General features: G+C 68.0%; 23 protein-coding genes. 14 read left to right on the top strand and 9 right to left on the bottom strand.

Features of this window, described 5'->3' with window-relative positions:
- Window positions 1-47 precede the first annotated feature (47 nt).
- The gene (sfnG, locus tag MBTS_RS15340) at window positions 48-1,157 is read right to left on the bottom strand and encodes a dimethylsulfone monooxygenase SfnG (RefSeq protein WP_056147613.1); all 1,110 of its coding nucleotides are present in this window, start codon (window positions 1,155-1,157) and stop codon (window positions 48-50) included.
- Between the two features lie 538 nt (window positions 1,158-1,695).
- Here sfnG and MBTS_RS15335 point away from each other — a divergent pair.
- Window positions 1,696-2,853 (top strand): complex I NDUFA9 subunit family protein, encoded by a 1,158-nt coding sequence (locus MBTS_RS15335; protein WP_018041873.1) that lies wholly within the window; start codon window positions 1,696-1,698, stop codon window positions 2,851-2,853.
- Between the two features lie 12 nt (window positions 2,854-2,865).
- On the opposite strand, the gene MBTS_RS15330 is transcribed toward MBTS_RS15335, so the two are convergent.
- Window positions 2,866-3,582 carry a sulfate transporter family protein gene (locus tag MBTS_RS15330; RefSeq protein WP_192215965.1) on the bottom strand — a complete coding sequence of 239 codons (717 nt, stop codon included), beginning with the start codon at window positions 3,580-3,582 and terminating at the stop codon, window positions 2,866-2,868.
- A gap of 274 nt (window positions 3,583-3,856) precedes the next feature.
- On the opposite strand from MBTS_RS15330, the gene MBTS_RS15325 reads away from it, so the two are divergent.
- Entirely contained in the window at window positions 3,857-5,164 is a 1,308-nt protein-coding gene (locus MBTS_RS15325; protein WP_192215964.1) for a flavin monoamine oxidase family protein, read from the top strand.
- A gap of 260 nt (window positions 5,165-5,424) precedes the next feature.
- Complete coding sequence (locus MBTS_RS15320; RefSeq protein WP_238254195.1) at window positions 5,425-6,372, top strand: HD-GYP domain-containing protein; 948 nt, start codon at window positions 5,425-5,427, stop codon at window positions 6,370-6,372.
- Between the two features lie 45 nt (window positions 6,373-6,417).
- On the opposite strand, the gene MBTS_RS15315 is transcribed toward MBTS_RS15320, so the two are convergent.
- Both MBTS_RS15315 and MBTS_RS15310 read right to left on the bottom strand, forming a co-directional pair.
- Entirely contained in the window at window positions 6,418-6,900 is a 483-nt protein-coding gene (locus MBTS_RS15315) for a YaiI/YqxD family protein (RefSeq protein WP_147832514.1), read from the bottom strand.
- Entirely contained in the window at window positions 6,897-7,988 is a 1,092-nt protein-coding gene (locus tag MBTS_RS15310) for an adenylate/guanylate cyclase domain-containing protein (protein ID WP_018041868.1), read from the bottom strand. Before MBTS_RS15310 ends, MBTS_RS15315 begins: the two co-directional genes overlap by 4 nt.
- 312 nt (window positions 7,989-8,300) lie before the next feature.
- Between MBTS_RS15310 and MBTS_RS15305 the strand changes: the two genes are divergently transcribed.
- Both MBTS_RS15305 and MBTS_RS15300 read left to right on the top strand, forming a co-directional pair.
- Window positions 8,301-9,116, top strand: coding sequence for a class I SAM-dependent methyltransferase (locus tag MBTS_RS15305; protein ID WP_056147633.1), 816 nt, complete (start codon window positions 8,301-8,303; stop codon window positions 9,114-9,116).
- Window positions 9,117-9,139: 23 nt separating this feature from the next.
- The gene (locus MBTS_RS15300) at window positions 9,140-10,387 is read left to right on the top strand and encodes a glycosyltransferase family 4 protein (RefSeq protein WP_147832513.1); all 1,248 of its coding nucleotides are present in this window, start codon (window positions 9,140-9,142) and stop codon (window positions 10,385-10,387) included.
- On the opposite strand, the gene MBTS_RS15295 is transcribed toward MBTS_RS15300, so the two are convergent.
- Together MBTS_RS15295 and MBTS_RS15290 are read right to left on the bottom strand one after the other, a co-directional pair.
- Entirely contained in the window at window positions 10,345-10,974 is a 630-nt protein-coding gene (locus MBTS_RS15295) for an alpha/beta hydrolase (RefSeq protein WP_018041865.1), read from the bottom strand. The genes MBTS_RS15300 and MBTS_RS15295 overlap by 43 nt on opposite strands.
- A gap of 56 nt (window positions 10,975-11,030) precedes the next feature.
- Window positions 11,031-11,963, bottom strand: a complete 933-nt coding sequence (locus MBTS_RS15290) for a ring-cleaving dioxygenase (RefSeq protein ID WP_192215963.1) — start codon at window positions 11,961-11,963, stop codon at window positions 11,031-11,033.
- A 129-nt stretch (window positions 11,964-12,092) separates the two neighbouring features.
- On the opposite strand from MBTS_RS15290, the gene MBTS_RS15285 reads away from it, so the two are divergent.
- Window positions 12,093-13,019 carry a LysR family transcriptional regulator gene (locus MBTS_RS15285; protein ID WP_192215962.1) on the top strand — a complete coding sequence of 309 codons (927 nt, stop codon included), beginning with the start codon at window positions 12,093-12,095 and terminating at the stop codon, window positions 13,017-13,019.
- A gap of 8 nt (window positions 13,020-13,027) precedes the next feature.
- Here MBTS_RS15285 and MBTS_RS15280 read toward each other — a convergent pair whose 3' ends face one another.
- Window positions 13,028-13,603 carry a PilZ domain-containing protein gene (locus tag MBTS_RS15280; RefSeq protein ID WP_018041862.1) on the bottom strand — a complete coding sequence of 192 codons (576 nt, stop codon included), beginning with the start codon at window positions 13,601-13,603 and terminating at the stop codon, window positions 13,028-13,030.
- A 141-nt stretch (window positions 13,604-13,744) separates the two neighbouring features.
- On the bottom strand, window positions 13,745-15,661 hold the full coding sequence (locus MBTS_RS15275) for a sigma 54-interacting transcriptional regulator (RefSeq protein ID WP_192215961.1): 1,917 nt from the start codon (window positions 15,659-15,661) through the stop codon (window positions 13,745-13,747).
- A gap of 160 nt (window positions 15,662-15,821) precedes the next feature.
- On the opposite strand from MBTS_RS15275, the gene MBTS_RS15270 reads away from it, so the two are divergent.
- The 6 genes from MBTS_RS15270 to MBTS_RS15245 all read left to right on the top strand — a co-directional run bounded on the left by MBTS_RS15270 (window position 15,822) and on the right by MBTS_RS15245 (window position 21,032).
- Window positions 15,822-17,183, top strand: coding sequence for a CmpA/NrtA family ABC transporter substrate-binding protein (locus tag MBTS_RS15270; protein ID WP_056147642.1), 1,362 nt, complete (start codon window positions 15,822-15,824; stop codon window positions 17,181-17,183).
- 3 nt (window positions 17,184-17,186) lie between these two features.
- Window positions 17,187-18,026: a nitrate ABC transporter permease gene (gene ntrB, locus MBTS_RS15265; RefSeq protein ID WP_027170993.1), complete on the top strand. Its 840-nt coding sequence runs from the start codon at window positions 17,187-17,189 to the stop codon at window positions 18,024-18,026.
- Between the two features lie 9 nt (window positions 18,027-18,035).
- A complete protein-coding gene (locus tag MBTS_RS15260) occupies window positions 18,036-18,998 on the top strand; it encodes an ABC transporter ATP-binding protein (RefSeq protein WP_147833427.1) in 963 nt (320 codons plus the stop codon).
- A gap of 61 nt (window positions 18,999-19,059) precedes the next feature.
- Window positions 19,060-19,548 carry a cyanase gene (cynS, locus tag MBTS_RS15255; protein ID WP_018041857.1) on the top strand — a complete coding sequence of 163 codons (489 nt, stop codon included), beginning with the start codon at window positions 19,060-19,062 and terminating at the stop codon, window positions 19,546-19,548.
- Between the two features lie 168 nt (window positions 19,549-19,716).
- A complete protein-coding gene (locus MBTS_RS15250; protein ID WP_147833428.1) occupies window positions 19,717-20,124 on the top strand; it encodes a DoxX family protein in 408 nt (135 codons plus the stop codon).
- A 227-nt stretch (window positions 20,125-20,351) separates the two neighbouring features.
- On the top strand, window positions 20,352-21,032 hold the full coding sequence (locus tag MBTS_RS15245) for a nucleotide-binding protein (RefSeq protein ID WP_192215960.1): 681 nt from the start codon (window positions 20,352-20,354) through the stop codon (window positions 21,030-21,032).
- 290 nt (window positions 21,033-21,322) lie between these two features.
- On the opposite strand, the gene MBTS_RS15240 is transcribed toward MBTS_RS15245, so the two are convergent.
- Window positions 21,323-22,708, bottom strand: a complete 1,386-nt coding sequence (locus tag MBTS_RS15240) for a dipeptidase (RefSeq protein WP_192215959.1) — start codon at window positions 22,706-22,708, stop codon at window positions 21,323-21,325.
- Between the two features lie 282 nt (window positions 22,709-22,990).
- Here MBTS_RS15240 and MBTS_RS15235 point away from each other — a divergent pair, with 282 nt between their 5' ends.
- Both MBTS_RS15235 and MBTS_RS15230 read left to right on the top strand, forming a co-directional pair.
- Entirely contained in the window at window positions 22,991-23,509 is a 519-nt protein-coding gene (locus tag MBTS_RS15235) for a (2Fe-2S)-binding protein (protein WP_147831032.1), read from the top strand.
- The gene (locus tag MBTS_RS15230) at window positions 23,506-24,519 is read left to right on the top strand and encodes an FAD binding domain-containing protein (protein ID WP_056248300.1); all 1,014 of its coding nucleotides are present in this window, start codon (window positions 23,506-23,508) and stop codon (window positions 24,517-24,519) included. Before MBTS_RS15235 ends, MBTS_RS15230 begins: the two co-directional genes overlap by 4 nt.
- The last annotated feature ends 8 nt before the right edge of the window (window positions 24,520-24,527 follow it).

Raw genomic sequence — 24,527 nt, 5'->3', positions numbered from 1 at the left:
ACCCTCGATCCCTCCCCACAAGGGGGAGGGAGGAGCGTTGCGTCAGTTCAGGCGGCCTCGGCCCGGCGCTCGCGCGCGGCCTCCAGCGCCCTCACCTTCGGGATGATGTGGGCACCGAAATAGGCGACGTCCTCCTGGAAATGCAGGAAGGCGAGGAGCGCGAGGTCGACGCCGGCATCCTTCAGGGCGACGATGCGCTCGGCGATCTGGTCGGGCGTCCCGATCAGGTTGGTCTTGAAGCCGTCATTGTACTGGACGAGATCCTCGAAGCTCGATTTCGCCCAGTTGCCCTCCCCTTCCGGGGAGGCCTTGCCGGCGTTCTTCACCTCGTGGCCGAAGGCCTTCACCGCATCGGGATCGGCGTTGTCGAGGATCTCCTGGAGGACCGCGCGGGCCTCTTCCTCGGTGTCGCGGGCGATGACGAAGGCGTTGACGCCGACCTTCACCGAATGCCCGTTGGCCGAGGCCTTGGCCTGGATGTCGTCCACCTGCGCCCGGATGCCCTCCGGCGTGTTGCCGTTGGTGAAGTACCAATCGGAGACGCGGGCCGCCATGTCGCGCGCGGCGCGGGAGGAGCCGCCCTGGAAGATCTCGGGCTGCGGGTCGGCCGGCTTCGGCTTCAGGGTGTAGTTGGTGTAGCGGTAGAAATCGCCGCGGAAGGTGAAGTCGTCCTGGGTCCAGATCCCGCGCAGGGAGCGGATGAACTCCTCGGAGCGGCGATAACGCTCGTCATGGTCGAGCCAGGGCTCGCCGATGGCGCGGAACTCGCCGGAGAACCAGCCCGACACGACGTTGATGGCGATGCGCCCGTTGGTGAGCTGGCTGATCGTGGCGATCTGCTTGGCGGCGATGGTCGGGTTCCATGGGCCGGGCAGGAGCGCGGCGATGACCTTGAGCTTCGTAGTCACCGCCAGCAGGGCGTGGCTGAACGCCACCGATTCGTGCTGGAACTCGGCCCCGTAACCGGCGGTGAAGCGAATCTGCGTCAGGGCGTAGTCGAACCCCGCCGCCTCCGCGATCTGGGCGAGCTTGCGGTTGTAGTCGGCATCCCAGCTGGTGCGCTGCTCGATCTTGCTGATGACGAGGCCGCCGGACACGTTGGGCACCCAATAGGCGAAACGGATCGGCTCCGGGGCGAAATGGTTCGGGAGAGTCATGCATCTATCCGCGAATTCGAGACATCGTGCGGCCCAGTCGACGCCGCGACCGCAAGTGAATACATTATGATATCAAGCACACGACGAAGTTAAGCTTGCGTTGTAGCTTTGGTGTGCCGAATGTCTTACGAAGACGGGGCATAGTCAAAGGAAGAGAAATACTTTTTCTTGCGCCATGTCGGGACAATCTTCCGGCAAACCGGCCTCGAACGACACGATCGTGTTCCGGCAGGACCGGGATCGGCGGGGGCGCGGCATCTCGGACGGGCCGGTCCGCGAGATTTTCCCGGGCGTCGACCTTTCCCGGTCACCGGAGCCTCCCGCACGGCGGCAAACGGCCCTAGCTATCGATGCGCCAGCGATGGTAATCCCCGCACTCGGAGGGCTTCACACACTCCCGGTCACGGTCGTTTCTCGCGCGGAGCACGATTGCGCAGGGGAGTCGTGTGAGAGACGCTCGATGGTGACGGATACGGGCTCGGCCCCGCCCCGAACGGGGCATGGCGGGGCATCTCGGATGACAGGTGGAACCCAGGCGATGACCGGCTTCGACGCTTCGACCTCTCCTTTCGCCGGACCGTCCTTGCCGCGTCCGTCATCGCAGCTCGTCACCGTCTTCGGCGGCTCCGGCTTCCTCGGGCGCCATGTGGTGCGGGCGCTGGCCAAGCGCGGCTATCGCATCCGCGTCGCCGTCCGCCGCCCCGACCTCGCGCTCTTCCTGCAGCCGCTGGGCAAGGTCGGGCAGATCGTCGCCGTCCAGGCGAACCTGCGCTACCCCGACTCCATCGCCCGGGCGGTGGAGGGCGCCGACGTGGTGGTGAACCTCGTGGGCATCCTGCAGGAGAGCGGCAAGCAGAGCTTCCTGGGCCTCCAGGCCGAGGGGGCGGGCGAGATCGCTCGCGCGGCGGCCAGCGTCGGCGCGCCGGTCGTCCATGTCTCGGCCATCGGGGCGGACGAGACGTCCGGGTCCGAATACGCCCGCTCCAAGGCCTTGGGCGAGGCGAACGTCCTGGCGGCCCAGCCCCGCTCCGTGATCCTGCGCCCCTCCCTGGTCTTCGGCCCCGGCGACAGCTTCTTCAACCGCTTCGCGTCGCTCGCCCGCGTACTCCCGGTCCTGCCCCTGGCCGGCGCCGGCACGCGCTTCCAGCCGGTCTTCGTCGGCGACGTGGCCGAGGCGGTCGCCCGCGCGGTGGACGGACAGGCCGAGGCGGGCCGGGTGTTCGAACTCGGCGGTCCCGAAATCGAGACCCTCGACGCCCTCGTTCGCTACATGCTCAAGACCACCATGCGCCGCCGCCTCGTGGTCGACCTGCCCAAGCCCCTCGCCATGCTGCAGGCCCGTGTGATCGAGACCGTGGACACCCTGAGCCTCGGCCTTCTGCCGGACAGCCTCAAGCTCACGCGCGACCAGGTCACCTTGCTCCAGACCGACAACGTGGTCTCGGAGGCGGCCAAGGCCGAGGGGCGGACCCTCGACGGCCTCGGCATCCTGCCCACCGCCATGGCGGCCGTCGTGCCGGGTTATCTCTGGACCTTCCGCAAGGCCGGCCAGTTCGCCAAGGAGACGATCACCATCTCCGAAGAGGAGGCGGCGGAGCCGTCATCCCCGCCGGTCACACGCCCGAGCGGTCCTCCGATCGGCCCCGACGCGACGGCCCCGAGCCGGATGGGCGTGCGGTGGGGGACGCGGGGCTGAGGCGGGCCGCGATCAACCGATCCGCTTGCGCACATCCGGTCCGGCCAGGGCGGCCTTGCGGCTCAACCCCTTGTGGACATGGACCATCAGGGCGATGCCGAAGAGCGGCGTCAGCAGGTTGAGGACGGGGACCACCATCAGGCCCGCCAGCATGGCGCCGGCGGTCATGGTGGTCAGGCCGAAATGCCGGCGCATGGCGCCCGCTTCCTGCATGGGCCGGAAGCGCCCGGCGGCGAGTTCGAAATACTCGCGCCCGAGCAGGTAGGTGTTGGCGAGGAAGAACGCCACGAGGTTCACGCCCGGCACGAAGAACAGGATCAGCGCCACGAGGTTCACCAGCAGGGCGAGGCCCGCGAAGCGCAGGGCGTAGAGCATCGCCGATCCGATCGGCAGAGCCGTGCCAGGCGCGTCTTGGGGAAAGTCGGTGCGCTCCACGATGGCGGCGGCATCGTCGAGGAAATAGCCCGCCACCAGGATCGAGACCGCCGGCATGACGTAGGCGAGGCCGATGAACAGGCCGGCGCCGGCGAAGAACACCGCCAGGGTATCGAGGAACGGGTAGCTCGCCGACAGGTGATGGTTGGCCAGAAACCAGTCGATCGCCTTGGTGAGGCCGGCCCAGATCAGGACGAGGAGCCCGAGGGTCAGGGCCAGCGACTTCCACAGGATGGCGCGCAGAGGCGGCGAGAGCACCTGCTTGACCGCAGCGAAGGCCGCCTGAATGAGCATGGCGCCCGAATCCTTGAGTTCCGCGCGAGGGCGGGCGAGCCCCCGTCCGGGAGCCGCCGTCAGCGCCGGGTTCTGGCGGCGCCGGCGTTGCGGCGCAACCCCGGCCGGCCGTGCCGCGCTGAACCTTTTTGCCGCTGCCGCGCGTTCCTGCAAGAGATCGGCGACGTTTGAGGACGTGCGATCCCTTCTCCCGTAACCGTCGGTAGAGAATCGCGGGTCACTCTACCGGCCCTCGGCCCTTCACGACCCGCCTTCCCGGATGCCTGCCCACCGCATGATCCCGACATCCCGTCCCGCCCACGCGCATTTCCGGCCGAGCATCGCCCCGCGCCTCGCGCCTCTGCCCGACCACGCAGATGTGATCGTCGTCGGCGCGGGTGCCGCCGGGATCGCCGCGGCGCGGACCCTCACGGAACGCGGCATCTCCGTGGCCGTGCTGGAGGCGCGCGACAGGGTCGGCGGACGGCTGATCACCACGATGCTGCGGGGCCATCCGGTGGATCTCGGCGGGCACTGGCTCCATGCCGGCCCGATCAACCCGCTGGTGCGCCTGGGCGAGATTCGGGGCGAACCCTTGAGGATCGCCGCGCAGGAGGGGCATCTGTTCGTATCGGGGCGGAAGGGGCGCCCGGCCGAGGCCGCCGCCCATGCCCGCGCCTTCTCGGTGGCCGATCGCGCCCTGACCACCCAGGCCGGGTTCGGCGGCCCCGACCGCCCGGCTTCGAGCGCGCTCCCGCCCGGCCTCGGCCCCTGGGCCGAGCGCATCGCCCTCGTCCACGGCCTCGTGTCGGGTCGCCCCCTGACGGACGTCTCACTCCATGATTTTCCCAGCATGGAATACGGCGACAACCGTTTCATCGCCGGCGGCTTCGGCGGCTATCTCGCCCGCCTGGCGCAGGGGCTGCCCATCGCGCTGAACTCGCCGGTGGTGCGCATCGACTGGTCGGGGACGGGCGTCACCGTCGAAACGGCGGACGGATCGGTGCGGCGGGCCAAGGCGGTGATCGTCACGATCCCGATGATGGTGCTGCGCGCCGCGCCGCTCTTCACCCCTTCCCTGCCGCCGGAGACGCGCGCGGCCATCGATGGATTCTCCAGCGGGATCTACGAGCACGCCGTGCTGCACTGGCCCTCCGCGCCCTTCCTCGGTCGCGACCGCCTCGCCGCCCTGGTCGGCGGACGCCACAAGCCCCCCGGACTGCTCACCCGGGTGGACGGGACGCCGTTCCACTTCTTCGAGCTCGACACGCCGATGATCCGGGCCCTCGACGCACGGGACCGGCACCCGGATACCACTCGCCGACTGGTCCGCGCCGTCTTGGCGGAGCATCTCGGTCACCGCGCCCTGCACGATCTTGCCATTCCGGCGATCAGCGAATGGCGCCACGACCCCTGGTCGCTCGGCTCATGGGCCGTGGTCCCACCCGGACATGCGCCGGCACGCGGACAGCTTCAGGCCCCGCTGGCGGACAAGATCTGGTTCGCCGGAGAGGCGCTGTCGCGCCTGCAATGGGGAACCGCCGGAGGCGCCTATCAAGAGGGCATGAGAGCGGGCACGGAGGTTGCAACTCAAATTTTTTGAGATCGCCCTTTGGTAGAAATGTAGTTTTTCTAACCAACAGGTTCATTTGTACTCTCGAATTTACACTTGAGGATGCAATTAATTTTCTCTCCACTTTTGCAACATAGGTTGTCTCTGTGGGTATCGGTGGGATTTCGGGCGTTGCGCGAATGCTAGATGGGACAGTACTCCTTATAACGGATCGGCCCGACAGCAGTGAATTGTTGCGACACGAGCTGAGCCTCGTGGCGGACTGCAAGGTCATGAGATTCGATGCGGCAATGGACTTGAAGTCGGTGCCCATCGGTGCGGTGTCGGATGTGACCCTCGACCGGCGCGACGCCGCCTCCGCCATGCGCCGGGCCTTCGCGCGGTTGAGGATCGCGGACGTTCCCGTCATCTGCCTCCTTCGGAACATGAGCGAGATCGGCATGCGCAATGCCAGGAATCTCGGTGCGACCTGCTGCCTCTCGGCTCTGACGAACCCCGTCATGGTCGCCCGCACGATGATGACGCAGGTGATCCAGGACCGCGCCGAGAGGCCGGCCCGGAGCATCGAGCGCGGCGTGGCTCGGGCCACCGAAGTCCTGACCCGCCTGTTCGACGTGGCGCGGTCGAACGATCCGGTCTCCCTGACGCGGGTCGATGCCAGCCTCGAACCGATCATCGCGGCGGTTCGCGAAGGTGGGTTGACCCGTTGGCTCGACCGGGTCTGGACACATGACGACGCCACCTACCAGCATTGCCTGCTGGTGGCGGGCGTGGCCGCCAAGTTCTCGCTTCACCTCGGCTTCTCGGCCAGCGACCGCCATCACTTCGTCCGCGCCGCCTTGCTCCACGACATCGGGAAAGCCCGGATTCCGCTGGAGATCCTCAACAAGCCTGGCCGGCTCGACGATGGCGAGATGGCGATCATGCGCACGCATCCGGTCATCGGCTACGAGAAGCTGAAGGAGTCCGGCTGCGATGCCCTCACCCTCGGCGCGGTTCGGCATCACCACGAGATGCTCGACGGTTCGGGCTATCCCGACCGCCTCAGCGGGGATTCCATCGGCGATACCGTGCGGCTGATGACGATCTGCGACATCTACTCGGCGCTGACCGAGAAACGCGCCTACAAGCCGGCCATGCCGAACGCCGTCGCCATGGCGATCCTCTCGGACATGAAGGGTCGGCTGGAGGACAGGCTGGTCCAGTCCTTCGGCGAGGCCATGGGGAACGGCTCGTGACGACGCCGAAACGGATCCCGGACGCGGCTCGGGACAGGGCGAAGGTCAGCCGAAGCCGCCTCGCTTGAGCCGCATCACGGTCCGATCCAGCGCGCCGAGATAGGCGGAGCGGTCCCGCGCCGAGAAGGGTCGCGGGCCGCCCGTGACCGTGCCCGCCTCGCGCAGATCCTGCATCAGGTTGCGGGTGGCCAGAGCGAGACCGATCCCGCTCTCGCTGAAGGGCTTTCCGTTGGGTGCCAGGACCTCGGCGCCCGCCTTCACGCAGCGGCTGGCGAGCGGCACGTCCGAGGTGACGACGACCGAACCCGGTCTCGCCCGTTCCGCGATCCAGTCGTCGGCGGCGTCGAAACCGTCGCTGACGACGACGCGCTCGATCCAGGGCTCGCGCGGCAGGGTGATGAAGCTGTTCGCCACCACGTAGACATGCAGGCCGTAGCGGCCGGCGACCCGGTAGGTCTCGTCCTTCACCGGGCAGGCATCGGCATCGATGAAGACGACGATCGAACGGTCGGCGGCCGGCTCGTTCATGCGGACGCCGCCAAGGGCACGGCCGAGGGCGCGGTCACGGTCCGTCCGCCCTCGCTCACCTCGAGCGCCGGAGCCGTGCGCTCCAGGGTCGAGACCGCGAGGGGCTGGCCCCGGCCGCGCAGGGCATGGGCGCCGAGCGAGCGGGCATGAATACCCTCGGGCAGACGCGGCAGGCGTGCGAGGAGATCGTCCGAGATCAGGATCTCGGTGCCCAGGGGCCGGCACAGGGCCTCGATCCGCGAGGTCACGTTCACCGTGTCGCCGAAATACGCGATCTTGTGCCGGTCGACCCCGACTTCCGCCGTGACGATGGAGCCGCCATGCAGCGCCGCCCGCAGGCGGGGCACCACACCGAAACGGGCTTGCCAGGCCGCTGCCTCGGCCTCGATCCTGTCGAGGACGTCGAACACGCAGGCGACGCAGCGGGCGTCCTTGAGGCCCCGCTCCATCGGCCAGGTGATCATGGCCATGTCGCCGATGTAATCGTCGGTGGAGCCGTGATTGCGGCGCACGGGCTCGGCGAGGGCGGCGAAGACCGCGCCGAGATAGGCCTGGGCCTTGAGGTCGCCATGGGTCTCGGCGAAGGCGGTGGAGCCGACGACGTCGAGGAAGAGGAAGATGCGGTCCTCGCGCACCGGCCGATGATAGCGGCCGACGAGGAAGTTCACGAACACCTCGCCGCCGATGAGATCGCGCATGCGGATGACGAAGACGAGCATCGCCGACACCGCCAGCGAATAGGCGAGGACCCGCGGGGTGATCTTGACGGCGTCCCTGAGCGCGTCCCCGGTCAGGCCGAGTGCCCAGACGACGAGGCCGCCGAGCGCGATGCCGCTGGCGATCATCAGGACATAGGCGAGCTCGGCCGTGAGCACGTAGATCTTGGCCGGCAACTGGCGCAGGCGCGCCTGAAGGCCGCCGAAGATCAGTCCACGGTCGAAGGCGAGGGTGGTCGACCCCACCGCGAGGCCATAGATCACCCCGGCCAGCGGCGAGGCACCGTTGGCGAACAGCAGGTCGTAGAGGAGCCCGGCGCCGCTGCAGGCGACGAGAATGAGGATCCAGAACCAGCGGTGCGGCGGCAGCATCAGACACCACCCCGGTCTGGCTCGTCACGAAGACGATGGCGTCGCGCGGGGAGAAGCAAGGCGTGGCATCCTTCGGAAGGCCATCGTCGGAGGGCGCGGACGAGGAACCGCGCCGAGACGACCGGCCCACCCTGAACAACGGTCCATGATGGCGCGATTAAGGCCATGGGCCGTTAAGCCTGCCCTCGAAATTCATTGACCGCCCGGAAGACCGTGAGATCTCCGTAACCGGGTACGCTTTAGGCTCGTTGTCAGACAGGCAGACCTCACCGCTGCAATGCGGCTCAACCGCTTCAGAAGGCGCGCATCGCGATGAGCATGACCAGTGCGAACTCAGACCCGACCGCTTCCGGGACGCCGGCCATACGCCCGCTGGTCGCCCCGCGCGACATCCGCGCCATCGCGCGCGACCTCGGCTATTCGCCCGACTGGAACTGGAGCTGGGAGAACTACAAGAACACGATCGTCGCCCTCACCAACGAGTACGGCCTTCGCGACCATCTCGAGATCGGCGGCGGGCGCGACCCGGTCTTCCAGCCCCCGGAACTGGTCCGGCATGGCATCAAGGTGACGATCAACGACATCTCGCAGAAGGAGCTCGACCTCGCGCCGCCCGAATTCGCGAAACTCTGCTGCGACATCGCCTCGCCCTCCACCATCGACGCCATCGGCCGCAACCGGTTCGACTTCGCCTATTGCTCGATGGTGATGGAGCATGTGCCGGACGTGGCGCAGATGTGGCGCAACATCCATGGCCTCCTCGCGCCGGGCGGCGCGGCATTGAGCTTCTTTCCCACCCTGTTCGCCCCGCCCTTCGTCGCCAACCAGCTCATGCCGGAGGCCCTGTCGCGCGCCGTGCTCCACACCCTGTTCCCGGACCGCAGGGACGATGGCGGCAACCCGAAATTCCCGGCGCATTACAATTACTGCCGGGGCAGCGAGGCGGTGATCGTGCCGCTCCTGAAGGAGATCGGCTTTCGCGAGATCGTCGTGCTGCCGTTCTACGGCTACAGCTACTTCCACAAGCTGCCCGGCCTGCGCCAGATCGACGACGCGTTCACCCGCCTCGCCCGGAGCCGGGACTGGCGGACCTTCACGAGCTTCGCCTTCGTCATCGCCCGTAAATGACCATCACCCGGTCCGATGCGGTCATGAATGTCATCATCGTCGCCGATCACGCCTTCATCAACGGCGGGCAGGCGAAGGTCGCCATCGAGAGCGCGCTGGGCCTCGCCGGGCGTGGCCATCGGGTCGTGTTCTTCGCAGCCGTCGGCCCGGCCGATCCGCGTCTCGCGGCCGCCGACATCGCGGTGATCGTGCTTGGCCAGACCGACGTGGCGCTCACCACCTCGCTCGCCAGTTTCGGCGTGCAATGGCTCTGGAACCGGCCGGCGGCGCTCCGCCTCCAAGCGCTCCTCTCCGGCTACGATCCGGAAGACAGCGTCGTCCACGTCCATGGCTGGGCCAAGGCCCTGTCGCCCTCCATCGGACCGGTGCTGAAGGCGACGAGGGTGCCGGTGGTGTTCACCATGCACGAATACTATCTCGCCTGCCCCAATGGCGGCTTCTACGATTACCCGATCTCGGCCGCCTGCCACCGGACCCCGCTCTCGCCCGCCTGCATCGCCTACAATTGCGATTCCCGGAGCTACGCCCGCAAACTGATGCGGGTCGGCCGTCATGCGTTGATGCGGGGGTCGGGGCTGGTGGGCAGCGCGGCCACCGTCATCACCATCAGCCGGCTGCAGAAGACCGTTCTCGCCCCCTACCTGCCGAAACGGACGCGCTATTTCGAGGTCTCGAACCCGGTCGACGCGGAGCCCCTCGGGCGGAAGGCGGATCGGCCGCTGGGCGACATCGTCTTCGTCGGGCGGGTCTCGCCCGAGAAGGGCGCGAACGTCTTCGCCGAGGCCGCCCGCCTCGCCGGGCAGACGGCCGTCTTCATCGGCGACGGCCCGCAGCGGGCGCAGCTGGAGTCGGACTATCCGGAGGCCCGCTTCCTCGGCTGGAAGAACCCGGCCGAGGTCAAGGCGCTCATGCGCGCGGCCCGCGCCCTCGTCTTCCCCTCGGTCTGGTACGAGGGCCAGCCCCTCACCGTGCTCGAATCCCTGGCGGCGGGGACGCCGGTGATCGTCAGCGACATCTGCGCCGGGCGGGAAGCGGTGGAGGACGGCGTCAACGGTCTCTGGTTCGCGTCCGGCAAACCAGATTCCCTCGCCGCCGCCCTCATGCGTCTTTCCGACGACGCGGAGGCGCGCCGGATGTCGGATGCGGCCTACGACCTGTTCTGGGCCGATCCGCTGACCCTCGACCGGCATCTCGACGGGATCGAGGCGGTCTACCGAAGCAGCCTCGCTTACGCGCGCTCCCCCTCGACCATCCGGGCCATCCACGCCTGAACCGCCGTGACGTCGGCCTGGCCGAGCCCGTGCCCCGCCGGCTGGATGTCGTGCGCCACATCCGCCCCGGCCCGGCCGAGGATTCCGGCGAGACGCGCGGCGTTCTCGGCCGGCACGATCGGATCGGCCATGCCCGACAGCATCAGCACGGGCGTGCCGGTCAGGTCGGGAACGGGCGGTTCCGCCAGCGGCATCATCGGCCGGAGCAGCGCCGCTCCCGCCAGCACGCCCGGATGGAGCAGGAGAAGGGCGGCGGCGATGTTGGCGCCGTTGGAGAAGCCGAGCGCCACCGGTGCGGCGATGCCGTAAGCCTCACGGGCCTCCGCGATGAAATCCGCGAGCTCCCGCGCACGGCGCCGGAGGTCGGCCTCGTCGAAGACCCCCTCGGCGAGACGCCGGAAGAAGCGCGGCATGCCGTTCTCCGGGACGGGTCCGCGCGGCGACAGCAGGGCGGAGCCCGGCGAGACGGCGCGACCCAGGGGCAGTAGGTCGCTCTCGTCGCCGCCGGTGCCGTGGAGCAGCAGGAGCGGAGGGGAGCCGGCCACGGTCGCGGGCTCGAAACGGTGAGTGAAGGACAGCTTGGTCATGACGGCCTCGCGAAGAGTGCGTGGGAACCGCCCCTCCTCGCGAAGGGGCGGCCGTGTCAGGCGATGACGGGGAGAACCTCCTCGATCCGCGCGCGGTGCGCTTCGAGGAAGGCGGGGAGCTTGAGCGCCTCGCCCAGGGCCTCGGCCGGCTCGTCGACGGCAAAGCCCGGGATGTCGGTGGCGATCTCGAACAGCACACCGCCGGGCTCGCGGAAGTAGACCGAGCGGAAATAGGCGCGGTCGCGCTGCTCGGTCACCTGCAGGCCGTGGGTGCCGGTGAGATCGGCCACCATGGACGCCTGCTCGGCATCGTCCTTCGCCCGGAAGGCGATGTGATGGACCGAGCCGGCTCCGGGCCGGCCGCGCAGGAACTCGCCCACCGCCCGGAGGGTGACGAACCCGCCGAGAGCACCGCCATTGGCGTAGCGGGTCATCGCACCGTCGCGTCCGGCCTCGGAGAAGCCGAACACCCCGGTGAGGATCCGCGCCGTCGGCTCCGCCTCTTTGAGGAGCAGGGTGACGCCGTGGAAGCCCCGGATGGCGTGCTCGGCCGGAACCTCGGCACCGGTCCGGGAAGGCGCCCCCTCGGTGGCCTCGTCGACCCCGACCAGGGCCAGCACCATCCCGTCGGGATCGCGCAGGCGGAGGACCGGCTCGCCGAAGAGTTGAACCAGGGCGTCGTGGTCGACGCCCTTCTCGATCAGCCGGTGGGTCCACCAGCCGATGGAGGCGCGGGGAACGCGGAAGGCGGTCTCCTGCGTCTCGCCGATCCCGACCCGTCCCCGCGCGGCATGGGCGACGGGAAAGAACGTCAGGATCGTGCCGGGCCGGCCGGCCTCGTCGCCGTAATAGAGGTGATAGGTCGAGGGATCGTCGAAGTTGACGGTCTTCTTCACCAGGCGCAGGCCGAGGACGCGCCGGTAGAAATCGAGGTTGCGCTGGATGTCTCCGGCATAGGCGGTGACGTGGTGCAGGCCGTTATCGGACATGATCGTGTCTCCCGGACGCGCTGGCCGGTGGATGGCCACCGCGCCGCTTCGTGATGACGACAATCTGGGGCTTGGCATGCCGCATGAAAACAGAAACGATGGAAACCTATCGTTTCTGGAAATGCGCCTATGAAACTGCCGGATTTCGAAGCCTGGGCGATCTTCGCCAAAGTCGCGGAGACGGGTGCATTCGGGCGGGCGGCGGATGAACTCGGCCTGTCGAAGGCCACGGTCTCCAAGGCGATCACCCGCCTCGAAGGCCGGATCGGCGGCCGCCTGTTCCATCGGACCTCACGCAAGATCGCCCTGACGGAACTTGGCCATGCGGCGCGGGAGGGGGCCGCGCGCATCCTCGCGGAGGGTGAAGCGGCGGAAGCCCAGGCCACGGCCTCGTCATCGGTTCCGCGCGGCATGGTGAGGCTCGCCGCCCCCATGTCGTTCGGGATCCTCCACGTCGCCCCGATCCTTCCGGATTTCCTGGGCCAGTATCCGGAAGTCTCGGTGGATCTCCATCTCAGCGATGCGTTGGTCGATCTCGTGGGCGGGGGCTTCGATATCGGCCTGCGCATCGCCGCGCTGGCGGATTCCTCCCTGCGGGCGCGGCGCCTCTGCCTCGTGAACCGCGCCCTCGTGGCATCGCCGGATTATCTCGACCGGCATGGCCGGCCGGAGCATCCGCGCGACCTCGCCCGCCATCCCTGCCTCGGCTACGCCTACCTGCCGAGCCCAGACCGCTGGATCTTCACCAGCCGCGAGGGCGAGGAAGCGGCCATCGTCCCTGCCGGGCCGCTGCGGGCCAACAATGCCGACGCCCTGACCCCCGCCCTTCGCGCCGGACTCGGTTTCGCCGTCCAACCGGATTTCATGGTCTGGGAGGATCTTCGGGCTGGGCGGCTCGAACGGGTGCTGCACGGTTGGGACCTGCCGCCCATCGCCCTGCATCTGGTCACGCCGCCGGGCGACCCGCGCCCCGCCCGCGTCCTCGCACTCATTGCCTTCCTGGCGGCCCGGTTCGCGGCGGCCCCCTGGTCGAACGGAGCCGCCGTACAGCCCTGAGGCCGCGATCAGAGCACGACATGCGGGCCGACCGCGTCCGCGTGGAGCGGCGAGAGGAAGGCCGCGCCGATGCCGTTGTCGAACCGGCGGGCGACCTTGGCCCTGGTCCTGCCGATGACGATCAGCGTGCCGACGTCGAGGGGTTCTTCCATGGAGACGGCGACCCCCGATGCCGAGATGTTGATGACACGGCCCGGCAGCATCGATCCGGCCTCGGTCGTGACCAGCACGTCCTGGATTTCCGGCACGATGCGCGGAAAGGCGCGTGTCACCAGGGGTGGGGGATTTTGCGATTTCGCGACGCTGAGGAGGCTCTGCACCACGAGCCCGAGGGGATGGTCGGCGCTCAGAACCCGTATGGCGAAAGCGGATGTCTCCGCTCGCACGACGATGGCTTCGATAGATCCGGCATGGCGGATACTGCAGGTCAGTCGCTCATCGACGGCGGGCACGACCGAGGATTTGAAACGAATTCCGTCCGAGGAGAGATCGTCGGTGACCGCATAGAAATTCTGCCGATGCCGCCCCCAGCAAAGAGCTGGCAGGATGACCTTGTATCGCGCCTCCGACCGCCTGTCGCTCATCGCATTCCTTGTTGCGTCGAGCCTTCCTATGCTGGCGAGTCTTCAGGCGAAGCTTTCACGATCGAGAGAATTCGATTCAATATCCTGCATCAACAACTCGGTCCACAGCCATTACACGCAAGGCGAGTGAGGCGGATCGGATCAGGCTCCGCCGCCCGACCGGCCGACCCCCGTCAGGCCATGCACTTTGATGCGGGAGGCGAGCGTCGTCGGCTTGACGCCGAGCAGTTCGGCCGCCCCTCCGGCCCCGAAGACGCGGCCCTTGCTCAAGACCAGGGCGGCCGAGATGTCGGCCCGGTCGCGTGCCCTCCGCTCGGCCTCGGTGGCAGGGGTGGCGCCGGTCACGACCTCGCCCTGCGGGCGCCGCCCCTCGACGGGACCGCTGCCCTCGGCTTCGGGCAGGTCGAACCGCAACCGCCCGCGCACGGCCAGGATCGCCGCCCGCTCGACGATGTTCTCCAGCTCGCGGACATTGCCGGGCCAGTCGTAGCGCGCGAGGCGGCGGACATCGCCTTCCGTGAGACGCAGGTCGGGCATGGCGAGGCGCCGGGCCACGCCCTTCAGGAAGTGCTGGGCGATGAGGGGAATATCCTCGGGCCGCTCGCGCAGGGGCACGGCCGCGATGGGGAAGACGTTGAGGCGGAAGTAGAGATCCTCGCGGAAGCGCCCCCGCTTCACCTCAGCCTTGAGGTCGCGGTTGGTGGCGGCCACGAGGCGAACGTCGACGAGGCGGGTCCGCTCCTCGCCGACCCTCTCGAATTGCCGCTCCTGCAGCACGCGCAGGAGCTTGCCCTGCAGGTCGATGGGGATTTCCCCGACCTCGTCGAGAAACAGGGTGCCGCCATCGGCGAGCTCGAACCGCCCGACCCGGTCGCGCAGGGCGCCGGTGAAGGCGCCCTTGGCGTGGCCGAAGAACTCGCTCTCGAACAGCTCGCGCGGGATCGCCGCGCAGTTCACCCGGATCAGGGGTCGGTCCCGGCGGCGGCTCGCCTCGTGGATGGCGCGGGCGATGAGCTCCTTGCCGGTGCCGGATTCGCCGGTGACGAGGACGGTGGCGTCGGTGCCGGCCACGAGGTCGATCTGCCGGAGGGTCGCCTCGATGGCCGGAGAACGGCCGATGATGCCCTGGTGGTGCCCGCCCTCGCGGATTTCCTCGCGCAGATAGGCGTTCTCGAGCTCCAGGCGCTGGCGCAGGGAATCGACCTCCGCCAGTGCCTGGCGCAGGCGCTCGTCGGCCTCCCGCCGCTGGCTGATGTCGCGGAACACGATGACCGCGCCGAGGAGCCGGCCCCGGTCGCGGATCGGCGTCGAGGTGTATTCCACGAAGATCGGGGCGCCGTCCCGGCGCCAGAACACCTCGGTGTCGACCTGATGCACGGCCCCGTCGCGGAAGGCGGCGTAGATCGGGCAATCCTGGTGCGGGTAATGGCAGCCATCCGGGTGGCTGTGGTGGACGGTGGCATGCATGTCGCGCCCGACGAGATCGGCCGCGTCCCAGCCCAGCATCCGCTCGGCCGCCGGGTTGATGAAGGTGGTGATGCCCTCGGCATTGACCCCGTAGATGCCCTCGCCGGCCGCGCGCAGGATCAGCTGGTTCTCGCGCTCGATATCGCGAAAGATCCGCTCCATCCGCTGCCACTCGGACAGGCCGGCCCGCATATGCGCATCGGCCTCCGTATCCACGAGGCGGCGGCGACGCTCGTCGAGGTCGAACAGGCTGACGAGGAGGAGCGCCGGCTCACCCGGCAGGATCGTCCCGCTATATTCCACATGGAGGCCGTGCCCCTCGGCGTGCCTCGGCGAGAGGGCGTGGGTCCAGTCGCGGCCCCGCGCCTGCACGGCCTGGGTGAAGACGATCAGCGTCGGCACCTGGTCGGGATGGAGGCCGGTGACGCGCATGCCCCGCAGGACATCGGGATCGTAGCCGAGCAGGCGCGCGGCGGCCGGGTTGGCGTCCCGGATCTCGTCGGCCACCGGATCGAGCACCAGCATCGCCTCCGCCGCCCTGTCGAAGGCGGGGCCATAAGGCGAGGCGGGCGGCGCGACTGATCTTTCCATCGCGATATTTCGTAGCACAGGTCACGAAAAACCGTAATCGACGATATTTCGTAGCGTGCGTCTTTATCTCAAACCTTTGTTTAGGCTACGCTTTTTATCGGAATTGCGGCTGGCACAGCGTTTGCCATGAAGAGAGCGTCTCCGCAGAAAGGTCCGCGACATGGCGCTCTTCGACGATCCGTTCAACGCCCGGCTGACCTTGAAGCGCGGCGGCTGCTCCTGCGGAAACCATCGCGATCAAGCCGCGCACGACGCCGAAGCCTTGTCCGGCGACGCCGCGATCACGCGGGCCGTCGAAGGCGCGGTGATGCGGGCCCTGTTCCCCGAGGATGCCCAGCGGCGCGCCTTCCTCAGGAGCGTCGGCGCGGCGACGGCGCTGGCCGCCGTCAGCCAGTTCTTGCCCACGAAATTCGTGGCCGAGGCCTTCGCGCAAGGGGCGAAGCCCGAGAAGACCGATCTCAAGGTCGGCTTCATCCCGATCACCTGCGCCACGCCGATCATCATGGCGAAACCCATGGGCTTCTACGAGAAGCAGGGGCTGAACGTGGAGGTGGTGAAGACCGCCGGCTGGGCGGTGATCCGCGACAAGACCCTGAACAAGGAATACGACGCCGCCCACATGCTGGCGCCGATGCCCATCGCCATCTCGCTCGGCGTCGGATCGAACCCCGTTCCCTACACGATGCCGGCGGTGGAGAACGTCAACGGCCAGGCGATCACCCTGGCGATGAAGCACAAGGACCGGCGCGACCCGAAAAGCTGGAAGGGCTTCAAGCTCGCGGTGCCCTTCGACTATTCGATGCACAATTACCTGCTGCGCTACTACCTCGCGGAAGCCGGGATCGACCCCGATACCGACGTGCAGATCCGCGCCGTCCCGCCGCCGGACATGGTCGCGAACCTGCGGGCCGACAACATCGACGGGTTCCTCGCCCCCGACCCGGTGAACCAGCGCGCGGTCTATGATGGCGTCGGCTTCATCCACATCCTGTCGAAGGAGATCTGGGACCGGCACCCGTGCTGCGCCTTCGCGGCCTCGCAGGATTTCGTCACCCAGACCCCGAACACCTACGCCGCCCTCCTCCGCGCCGTGATCGAGGCGACGGCCTACGCCTCGAAGATCGAGAACCGCAAGGAGATCGCCGCGCAGATCGCGCCGGCCAACTACCTCAACCAGCCGGTGACGGTGGTGGAACAGGTGCTCACCGGAACCTTCGCCGACGGCCTCGGTAATGTCCGCAAGGTGCCGGACCGCGTCGACTTCGACGCCTTCCCGTGGTCGTCCTTCGCGGTCTGGATCATGACCCAGATGAAGCGCTGGGGTCAGATCAAGGGCGATGTCGACTACAAGGCGGTGGCCGAGAAGGTCTATCTCGCCACCGACGCAGCCCGGCTGATGAAGGAGGCCGGCCTCACCCCGCCGACCGCCACGTCGAAATCCTTCTCGGTGATGGGCAAGGCCTTCGATCCGGCCAAGCCCGAAGAGTACCTGAACTCCTTCGCCATCAAGCGGGCGGGCTGAGCCATGAAGGCCTCACTCTCGCTCCGCGCCGGCATCGTCTCCCTGGCCGTCCTCGCCGCCTTCCTGCTGCTCTGGCAGATCGCGGTGGGCGGGGTCGCCAAGACCGAAGCCATGGACCCGGAATACGCGGCCCTCATGGGTGCGAGCGCCACAACCGGCAAGTCGGCGATGCCGGGGCCCCTCGACGTCGCCGCCACCGCCTGGAAGCACCTGAAGGACCCGTTCTACGATCGCGGCCCCAACGACAAGGGGCTCGGCATCCAGCTCGCCTATTCCATCGGCCGGGTGGCGCTGGGCTACGGTCTCGCGGTGCTGGTGGCCATCCCCATCGGCTTCCTCATCGGCATGTCGCCGCTGATGGGCCGGGCGCTCGACCCCTTCATCCAGCTCCTGAAGCCGGTCTCGCCGCTCGCCTGGATGCCGCTCGCCCTCTACACGATCAAGGATTCGAGCCTGTCGGCGATCTTCGTGATCTTCATCTGCTCGCTCTGGCCGATGCTGATCAACACCGCCTTCGGCGTCGCCGGAACGCGCAAGGAATGGCTCAACGTCGCCCGGACCCTGGAGGTCGGGCCGATCCGGCGCGCCTTCACGGTGATCCTGCCGGCCGCCGCCCCGACGATCCTCACCGGCATGCGCATCTCCATCGGCATCGCCTGGCTCGTGATCGTGGCGGCCGAGATGCTCGTGGGTGGAACCGGCATCGGCTACTTCGTGTGGAACGAGTGGAACAACCTCTCGATCACCAATGTGATCGTCTCGATCCTGGTCATCGGCCTCGTGGGCATGATCCTCGACCAGTTGCTCGCCCGGGCGCAGCGCCTCGTCACCTTCCCCGAGTGAGGCCGCGCCATGAGCAAGCTCATCCCTTTCGCGCGGCGCTCCGCGAGCGCCGCTCCCGACCCCGCCGCCGGGACCAGCCGCATGTCGTCCTCCGAAAAGTTCATCTCCATCGAGGGGATCGCCCGGCGCTATCCCGCCCCCGGCGGCAAGCCAAACACCGTGTTCGAGAACCTGTGGCTGCCCATGCGGCGGGGCGAGTTCGTCTGCATGATCGGCCATTCCGGCTGCGGCAAGACCACGGTGCTCAACATCCTGGCCGGGCTGGAGGCGCCGAGCGAGGGCGTCGTCATCGTCGACGGGCAGGCGATCGAGGGAACCAGCCTCGACCGGGCCGTGATCTTCCAGGGCCATGCCCTGCTGCCCTGGCGCACGGTGCTCGGCAACGTCGCCTATGCGGTCTCCTCGCGCTGGCGCAAGGCGTCCCGCGCCGAGGTGGAGGAGCGCGCCCGCAAGGCCATCGCCACGGTGGGACTCGCCGGCTCCGAGCATAAGCGCCCGTCCGAACTCTCGGGCGGCATGAAGCAGCGTGTCGGCATCGCCAGGGCGCTGGCCATCGAGCCCAAGATCCTGCTCATGGACGAGCCGTTCTCGGCGCTGGACGCGCTCACGCGGGGCACCCTGCAGGACGAGGTGCGCCGCATCTGCATCGAGACCGGCCAGACCGTCTTCATGATCACCCACGATGTCGACGAGTCGATCTACCTCGCCGACCGCATCGTGCTGATGACCAACGGCCCCGAGGCCAAGGTGGCGGAGATCGTCGAGAACCCGCTGCCCAAGCGCCGCGAGCGCGCGAACCTCCATCACGCGCCGGGCTATTACGCCCTGCGCAACCACCTGATGGACTTCCTCGTCAGCCGCTCGAAGAGCCTGCGGGACGCCATGCCGGCCGGCTACGACCAGCGCCACCCGCCCGTGGTGCGGCCGGGTTCGGACGGGCCGGAGCCGATCCCCGTCCCCGCCGCCTCCTAGATCGGCGCCTGTCAGATCCGCGCGCCGCCTCTCACCCACCTTCCTTCATCGGAGACCTCACATGAAGCGCGAAGACCTCACGGAAAAGCTCCTCGACATCAAGCGCGAGAAGGGCTGGACCTGGAAGCACATCCAGGCCGAGATCGGCGGACTCTCGCCGATCCTCATCACCGCCGCCTGCATGGGGCAGATGAAGCTGCCGAAGGCCCAGGCGAAGAAGGCGGCGGAGCTGTTCGGCCTGACCGAATCCGAGGAGCGGATGCTGAACGAGGCGCCCTATCGCGGCTCAATCCCGCAGATGCCGCCCACCGACCCGCTGATCTACCGCTTCTATGAGCTGGTGATGGTCTACGGCACCACCTGGAAAGAACTGATCCAGGAGGATTTCGGTGACGGCATCATGTCGGCGATCGATTTCAACATGACCATGGAACGAGAGCCCAACAACAAGGGCGACCGGGTGAAGATGAACCTGTCCGGAAAGTTTTTGCCGTATAAATATTATGACAACGAAGAAGGCGTGCCGGATTACGGCTTCAAGGAGCCGTAAATCTGGAGCCATGCTTCGAAAGCATTCTGGACTGTAGCGGCACCGCGGCTTCAAAAGAGGCCGCGGTGACTTTTCTCACGCGCGGCGAGTCGACGGCGGAGGGGGTTTCGTGCTGATTGCGGAGGCTTGGCCGCACGCACGGCCCTCCCCCTCGGAGATTGTTTCCGCATGAACCTCAACGCGATCTCGTCAACCTGGGGCCCCCGGCTTCTCAGCGTCCTGCGCATCGTCGCCGGCGTCCTGTTCCTGGAGCACGGCACGCAGAAGCTGTTCGGATTCCCCGTGCGCCTAGACGGCGGGGTGGCACCGGCGCTGTTCACGCTCTTCTGGTTCGCGGCCGTTCTCGAAATCGTCGGCGGCGCGCTGATCGTCCTCGGCCTGTTCACGCGGCCGGTGGCGTTCATTCTCTCCGGCCAGATGGCCTTCGCCTATTTCATCGCTCATGCGCCCAAGAGCCAGTTCCCGGCTCTCAACGGCGGCGACGCGGCCATCCTGTTCTGCTTCCTCTTCCTCTACCTCGCCGCGGCCGGCGCCGGTCCGTGGAGCCTCGACGCGCGGCGCCGCGGGCGGTTCTGAGCCGGGGCTCGGGGCTCGCGCCGGCGATGCCCGGCCGGATCGATCGGAGGGGCCGCGCTCCGTCCGATCGAGAGACGATTCCTATCATACGGCCTCCCCTGAAGCCGGCGGGCGTGTCGCCATCTCGCTCGCGCCGGTCGCAGCCGATACCGGGTGGTCGAGGTGACGGAGGCGGGTCGCATGGCGCCTGACGACACTCCGGGGCCGCGCGTCGGGGGGCCGGCGTGATGACGGAAAAGCCTACCGACGACCGCCGCATCCGCGTCGTCGCCGTGGCCGTGCAGAAGGGCGGCACCGGTAAGACGAGCCTCGCCGCTTCCCTGTCCGTGGCGGCGGCGGAGGACGGCGAACGCGTGATCGCCTTCGACCTCGATCCGCAGGGGTCGCTGGCCGGCTGGGGCGCCCTGCGTCGCAAGGACGGAGTGACCGTCGAGCGCATCCAGGCCTGGGAGATCGGGCAGATGCCCGAGATCCTGGAAGGCTGCCGCGAGAACGGAACCCCCCTCGTCGTCATCGACACCGCCGGCACCGCCACGGGTCTGGCCCCGGCGCTGCGCACGGCCGACCTCGTGGTCGTACCGGTGCGCCCGTCGCGGCTCGACCTCGTGGCCGCGAGGCCGACCCTCCAGACCCTCGTGGGCCTCGGTATGCGGAGCCGGCTGGCCCTCGTCCTCAACCAATGCCCGCCCCCGCCCTCCCCGCGCACGGATGCCTATGCGGCGCAACTCCGCTCGCTGGGCGTGCTGGCCGAACCCAGCATCGTGCACCGGGTGGATCACCAGGACGCCGTGGCCTCCGGCCTCGGCGTCACCGAATACGCGCCCTGCGGCCGGGCCGCCGAGGAGATCCGCGCCCTGTGGGGCTGGCTCGACGCGAAGATGAGCCGACCGGAGGTGGAAGCGTCCTGAGCGGGCCCACATCGGCCAACCGACCTTTCACCTCGCCCTAATAATTAAAGCCTGCCTGATCGGCTCTCTCGGCGAATACTCATTGCAGAGTCGATTATCCCACCAGACCACCTCATCCTGAGGTGCCCGTTGCTTAAGCAGCGGGCCTCGAAGGAGCCCTCCAGTCGTCTCGCGATCCCTGGAAGCCTCCTTCGAGGCCGCTACGCGGCACCTCAGGATGAGGTAATGCCTTGGAAAAACACCTCAAACAGGCTTTGTAGGTATCTCGGGTTTCAGGACGCGAAACCCGCTCAGCGCTCCCCGAATGCCGCCAGGATGCGCGCCCAGGAGCGGGTGCCCTTGTGGAAGCTCCTGAGATCGTACTTCTCGTTGGGCGAATGGATGCGGTCGTCATCCAGGCCGAAGCCGATGAGGAGCGTGTTGCGATCGAGCAGCCGCTTGAAGTCGCCGACGATGGGGATCGAGCCGCCCGCGCCGATGGTGACGGCGGGAACGCCCCATTCCTCGGCGAGTGCCCCCCTCGCGATGTCCAGTTCGGGCATGTCGAAGGGCAGGCTGATGGCGCGGCTGCCCTTGTAGCAGGTCACCTCCACCGAGCAGTCCGACGGGATTCTTTCGCGCACGAAGGCCTCGAAGGTCCGGGCGAGCTGTTCCGGGTCCTGGTCGTCCACGAGGCGGAACGAGACCTTGGCACTGGCCTCCCCCGCGATGACCGTCTTGGTGCCCTCGCCGGTATAGCCGCCGATGATGCCGTTGACGTCGCAGGCCGGGCGCGATTGGATCAGCTCGATCAGCATGCGCCCGCGCTCGCCGGCAGGCTCCTTGAGGCCGATTGGGCCGAGGAACTTCTCGGCCGTGAAGTCGAGCCCGCGCCACTGCTCCAGGATGTCGGCGGGCGTCTCGCGCACGCCGTCGTAGAAGCCCGGCAGGGCCACTCTTCCATCCGAATCGTGCAGGTCGGCGATGATTGTCGACAGGACGTGGATCGGGTTGCGCGCGGCACCTCCGAAGAAGCCCGAATGCAGGTCACGGTCGGCGCAGGTGACCTTCACCTCGAAATAGGCGAGGCCCCGCAGCGACGTGGTGATGGCCGGCGTGGTCGGGTTCCACATGCTGGTGTCGCAGACGAGGACGATGTCGGCGGCAAGCTTGTCGCGGTTGGCCGCGACCCATTCGGGCAGGCCTTGAGAGCCATTCTCCTCGGCGCCCTCGATCAGCAGGGTGACGCCGCAGGGCAGCTCGCCCTCCATGGCGATGAAGGCGCGGCAGGCCTCAACGAAGGTCATGACCTGACCTTTGTCGTCGGAGGCGCCGCGCGCCACGATCTGCTTGTCGCCCTTGGCGTTCAGCGACAGACGCGGCTCGAAGGGCGGCGTCTCCCAGAGGTTCAATGGGTCCACCGGCTGCACGTCGTAATGGCCGTAGAACAGCACGTGCGGCTTGCCGGGTTTCGGCGCATGGGCCAGCACCACCGGATGCAGCGAAGTCTCGTGGATGGCCGTCTCGAACCCGAGCGCCGTCAGATTGCCCTCGAGCCACTGCGCCGCGTCGCGGCAATGCCCGGCATAGGCCGGATCGGTGGAGATCGACGGGATCCGCAGGAAGGCGAACAACCGCTCCAGGGCATTGTCGAGGTCGCGGTCGATGTCGTTGAGAACCGGGTCGAGGGCGGCCATCGCGCGTCCTTGTGGCAAGCGGGGATGGCGACAGGGTTAGCCGAGGGGATGGGCGGGCGCAAACCAAGTCGGTGAGCGTCGTGGGCTCGGATGACACTCCAACGCCGCTCGCCACGCTTTCGAGGATCGACACGGAAACCACCCTTCCGGGAACAGGCACAGATTGGAACGGTTATCGAGTGGACCGGCGCGGGGCGTGGACGTTTCTTCCCCTCGTGCCTCCGCCCATACGAGAAACGCGGCCGGTGCTCTGCCCGGCCCCTGATCCTTCAGGACACGCCCATGCTCATCGACAGCGGATCGCCCGGCGCTCCGGCCACCATCGGCATCAGCCTGACCATCAACGGCGAGGTTCGTGAGCTTCAGGTGGCGCCGTGGACCACCCTCCTCGACCTGCTGCGCGAGGATCTCGACCTCACCGGCACCAAGAAGGGCTGCGACCACGGCCAGTGCGGCGCCTGCACCGTGCTGGTGAACGGCACGCGCATCAATTCCTGCCTCGCGCTCGCCGTGATGAAGGACGGCGCCGAGGTCGTCACCGTCGAGGGGCTGGCCAAGCACGGCGGCCAGGACGGCGCGATGCATCCGCTCCAGGCCGCCTTCGTGGAACGCGACGCCTTCCAATGCGGCTATTGCACCCCCGGCCAGCTCTGCTCGGCGGCCGGCATGATCGCGGAAGGTCACGCCACGTCGCGCGAAGAAATCCGCGAGGCCATGAGCGGCAACATCTGCCGCTGTGGCGCCTACACCAACATCGTCGATGCCATCGAAGACGTGATGCACGCGGGAGCTGCCCGATGAACCGCTTCGATTACGTTCGTCCGACCACGGTCGAGGAGGCGGTGCGGGCCATCGGCTCCGCCGCCAATGCCCGCTTCATCGCCGGCGGCACCAACCTCGTCGATCTGATGAAGTACAATGTCGAACGGCCCGAGCGCCTCGTCGACATCACCCGCCTGCCCTTGGAGGCCATCGAGGAGCATGACGGGGGCCTGCGCATCGGCGCCCTCGTCACAAACTCTACGGTGGCCTACGACGAGCGCATCAAGGAGCGCTACCCGCTTCTGTCGAGCGCGATCCTGGCCGGTGCCTCGGGCCAGCTGCGCAATGCCGCCACCACGGGCGGCAACCTCAACCAGCGCACCCGCTGCTATTATTTCTATGACGAGGCGACGCCCTGCAACAAGCGCGAGCCGGGCTCGGGCTGTCAGGCGATCGGCGGCGTCAACCGCATCCACGCCATCTTCGGCACCAGCGAGGCATGTATCGCCACCCACCCGTCCGACATGTGCGTGGCGCTGGCGGCCCTCGAGGCTGAGGTCCGCGTCACCGGACCGGGCGGCGAGCGCCGCATCCCCTTCGCCGAGTTCCACCGCCTGCCGGGGGACACACCGCAATACGACACCACCCTGAAGGCGGACGAGATCGTCCTCTCCGTCGATCTTCCGGACGCGGATTTCGCCGGCCACCACACCTACCTGAAGCTGCGCGACAGGCTCTCCTACGCCTTCGCCCTGGTTTCGGTGGCCGCCGTGATGAAGCGCGACGGCGACACGATCACCGAGGCCCGCTTCGCCCTCGGCGGCGTCGCGCACAAGCCTTGGCGCAATACCGAGGCGGAGGCCTCCCTCAAGGGCAAGTCCGCCACCCGCGAGAGTTTCGAGGCCGCCGCCGAGATCGTGATGCGGGAGGCCAAGCCCCAATCCGAGAACGGTTTCAAGATCGAGCTCGCCCGGCGCGCCATCATCCGGGGCCTGACCCAGGCCGCTGCCGGCACGCCCCAGTCGCAATCCGACAAGCGCATCGCCTGAGGACCCGT

The sequence above is a fragment of the Methylobacterium bullatum genome (assembly GCF_014845095.1).
In the GTDB taxonomy this organism is placed as follows: domain Bacteria; phylum Pseudomonadota; class Alphaproteobacteria; order Rhizobiales; family Beijerinckiaceae; genus Methylobacterium; species Methylobacterium bullatum.
The sequence above is the reverse complement of the archived record's forward strand: the minus strand, read 5'-3'. Positions and strand labels throughout refer to the sequence as shown.

What these genes read in the sequence shown, in the direction of transcription:
- sfnG (WP_056147613.1), bottom strand. Translation starts at nt 1,157, where the DNA reads ATGACTCTCCCGAACCATTTCGCCCCGGAGCCGATCCGTTTCGCCTAT.
- MBTS_RS15335 (WP_018041873.1), top strand. Translation starts at nt 1,696, where the DNA reads ATGACCGGCTTCGACGCTTCGACCTCTCCTTTCGCCGGACCGTCCTTG.
- MBTS_RS15330 (WP_192215965.1), bottom strand. Translation starts at nt 3,582, where the DNA reads ATGCTCATTCAGGCGGCCTTCGCTGCGGTCAAGCAGGTGCTCTCGCCG.
- MBTS_RS15325 (WP_192215964.1), top strand. Translation starts at nt 3,857, where the DNA reads ATGATCCCGACATCCCGTCCCGCCCACGCGCATTTCCGGCCGAGCATC.
- MBTS_RS15320 (WP_238254195.1), top strand. Translation starts at nt 5,425, where the DNA reads ATGGACTTGAAGTCGGTGCCCATCGGTGCGGTGTCGGATGTGACCCTC.
- MBTS_RS15315 (WP_147832514.1), bottom strand. Translation starts at nt 6,900, where the DNA reads ATGAACGAGCCGGCCGCCGACCGTTCGATCGTCGTCTTCATCGATGCC.
- MBTS_RS15310 (WP_018041868.1), bottom strand. Translation starts at nt 7,988, where the DNA reads ATGCTGCCGCCGCACCGCTGGTTCTGGATCCTCATTCTCGTCGCCTGC.
- MBTS_RS15305 (WP_056147633.1), top strand. Translation starts at nt 8,301, where the DNA reads ATGAGCATGACCAGTGCGAACTCAGACCCGACCGCTTCCGGGACGCCG.
- MBTS_RS15300 (WP_147832513.1), top strand. Translation starts at nt 9,140, where the DNA reads ATGAATGTCATCATCGTCGCCGATCACGCCTTCATCAACGGCGGGCAG.
- MBTS_RS15295 (WP_018041865.1), bottom strand. Translation starts at nt 10,974, where the DNA reads ATGACCAAGCTGTCCTTCACTCACCGTTTCGAGCCCGCGACCGTGGCC.
- MBTS_RS15290 (WP_192215963.1), bottom strand. Translation starts at nt 11,963, where the DNA reads ATGTCCGATAACGGCCTGCACCACGTCACCGCCTATGCCGGAGACATC.
- MBTS_RS15285 (WP_192215962.1), top strand. Translation starts at nt 12,093, where the DNA reads ATGAAACTGCCGGATTTCGAAGCCTGGGCGATCTTCGCCAAAGTCGCG.
- MBTS_RS15280 (WP_018041862.1), bottom strand. Translation starts at nt 13,603, where the DNA reads ATGAGCGACAGGCGGTCGGAGGCGCGATACAAGGTCATCCTGCCAGCT.
- MBTS_RS15275 (WP_192215961.1), bottom strand. Translation starts at nt 15,661, where the DNA reads ATGGAAAGATCAGTCGCGCCGCCCGCCTCGCCTTATGGCCCCGCCTTC.
- MBTS_RS15270 (WP_056147642.1), top strand. Translation starts at nt 15,822, where the DNA reads ATGGCGCTCTTCGACGATCCGTTCAACGCCCGGCTGACCTTGAAGCGC.
- ntrB (WP_027170993.1), top strand. Translation starts at nt 17,187, where the DNA reads ATGAAGGCCTCACTCTCGCTCCGCGCCGGCATCGTCTCCCTGGCCGTC.
- MBTS_RS15260 (WP_147833427.1), top strand. Translation starts at nt 18,036, where the DNA reads ATGAGCAAGCTCATCCCTTTCGCGCGGCGCTCCGCGAGCGCCGCTCCC.
- cynS (WP_018041857.1), top strand. Translation starts at nt 19,060, where the DNA reads ATGAAGCGCGAAGACCTCACGGAAAAGCTCCTCGACATCAAGCGCGAG.
- MBTS_RS15250 (WP_147833428.1), top strand. Translation starts at nt 19,717, where the DNA reads ATGAACCTCAACGCGATCTCGTCAACCTGGGGCCCCCGGCTTCTCAGC.
- MBTS_RS15245 (WP_192215960.1), top strand. Translation starts at nt 20,352, where the DNA reads ATGACGGAAAAGCCTACCGACGACCGCCGCATCCGCGTCGTCGCCGTG.
- MBTS_RS15240 (WP_192215959.1), bottom strand. Translation starts at nt 22,708, where the DNA reads ATGGCCGCCCTCGACCCGGTTCTCAACGACATCGACCGCGACCTCGAC.
- MBTS_RS15235 (WP_147831032.1), top strand. Translation starts at nt 22,991, where the DNA reads ATGCTCATCGACAGCGGATCGCCCGGCGCTCCGGCCACCATCGGCATC.
- MBTS_RS15230 (WP_056248300.1), top strand. Translation starts at nt 23,506, where the DNA reads ATGAACCGCTTCGATTACGTTCGTCCGACCACGGTCGAGGAGGCGGTG.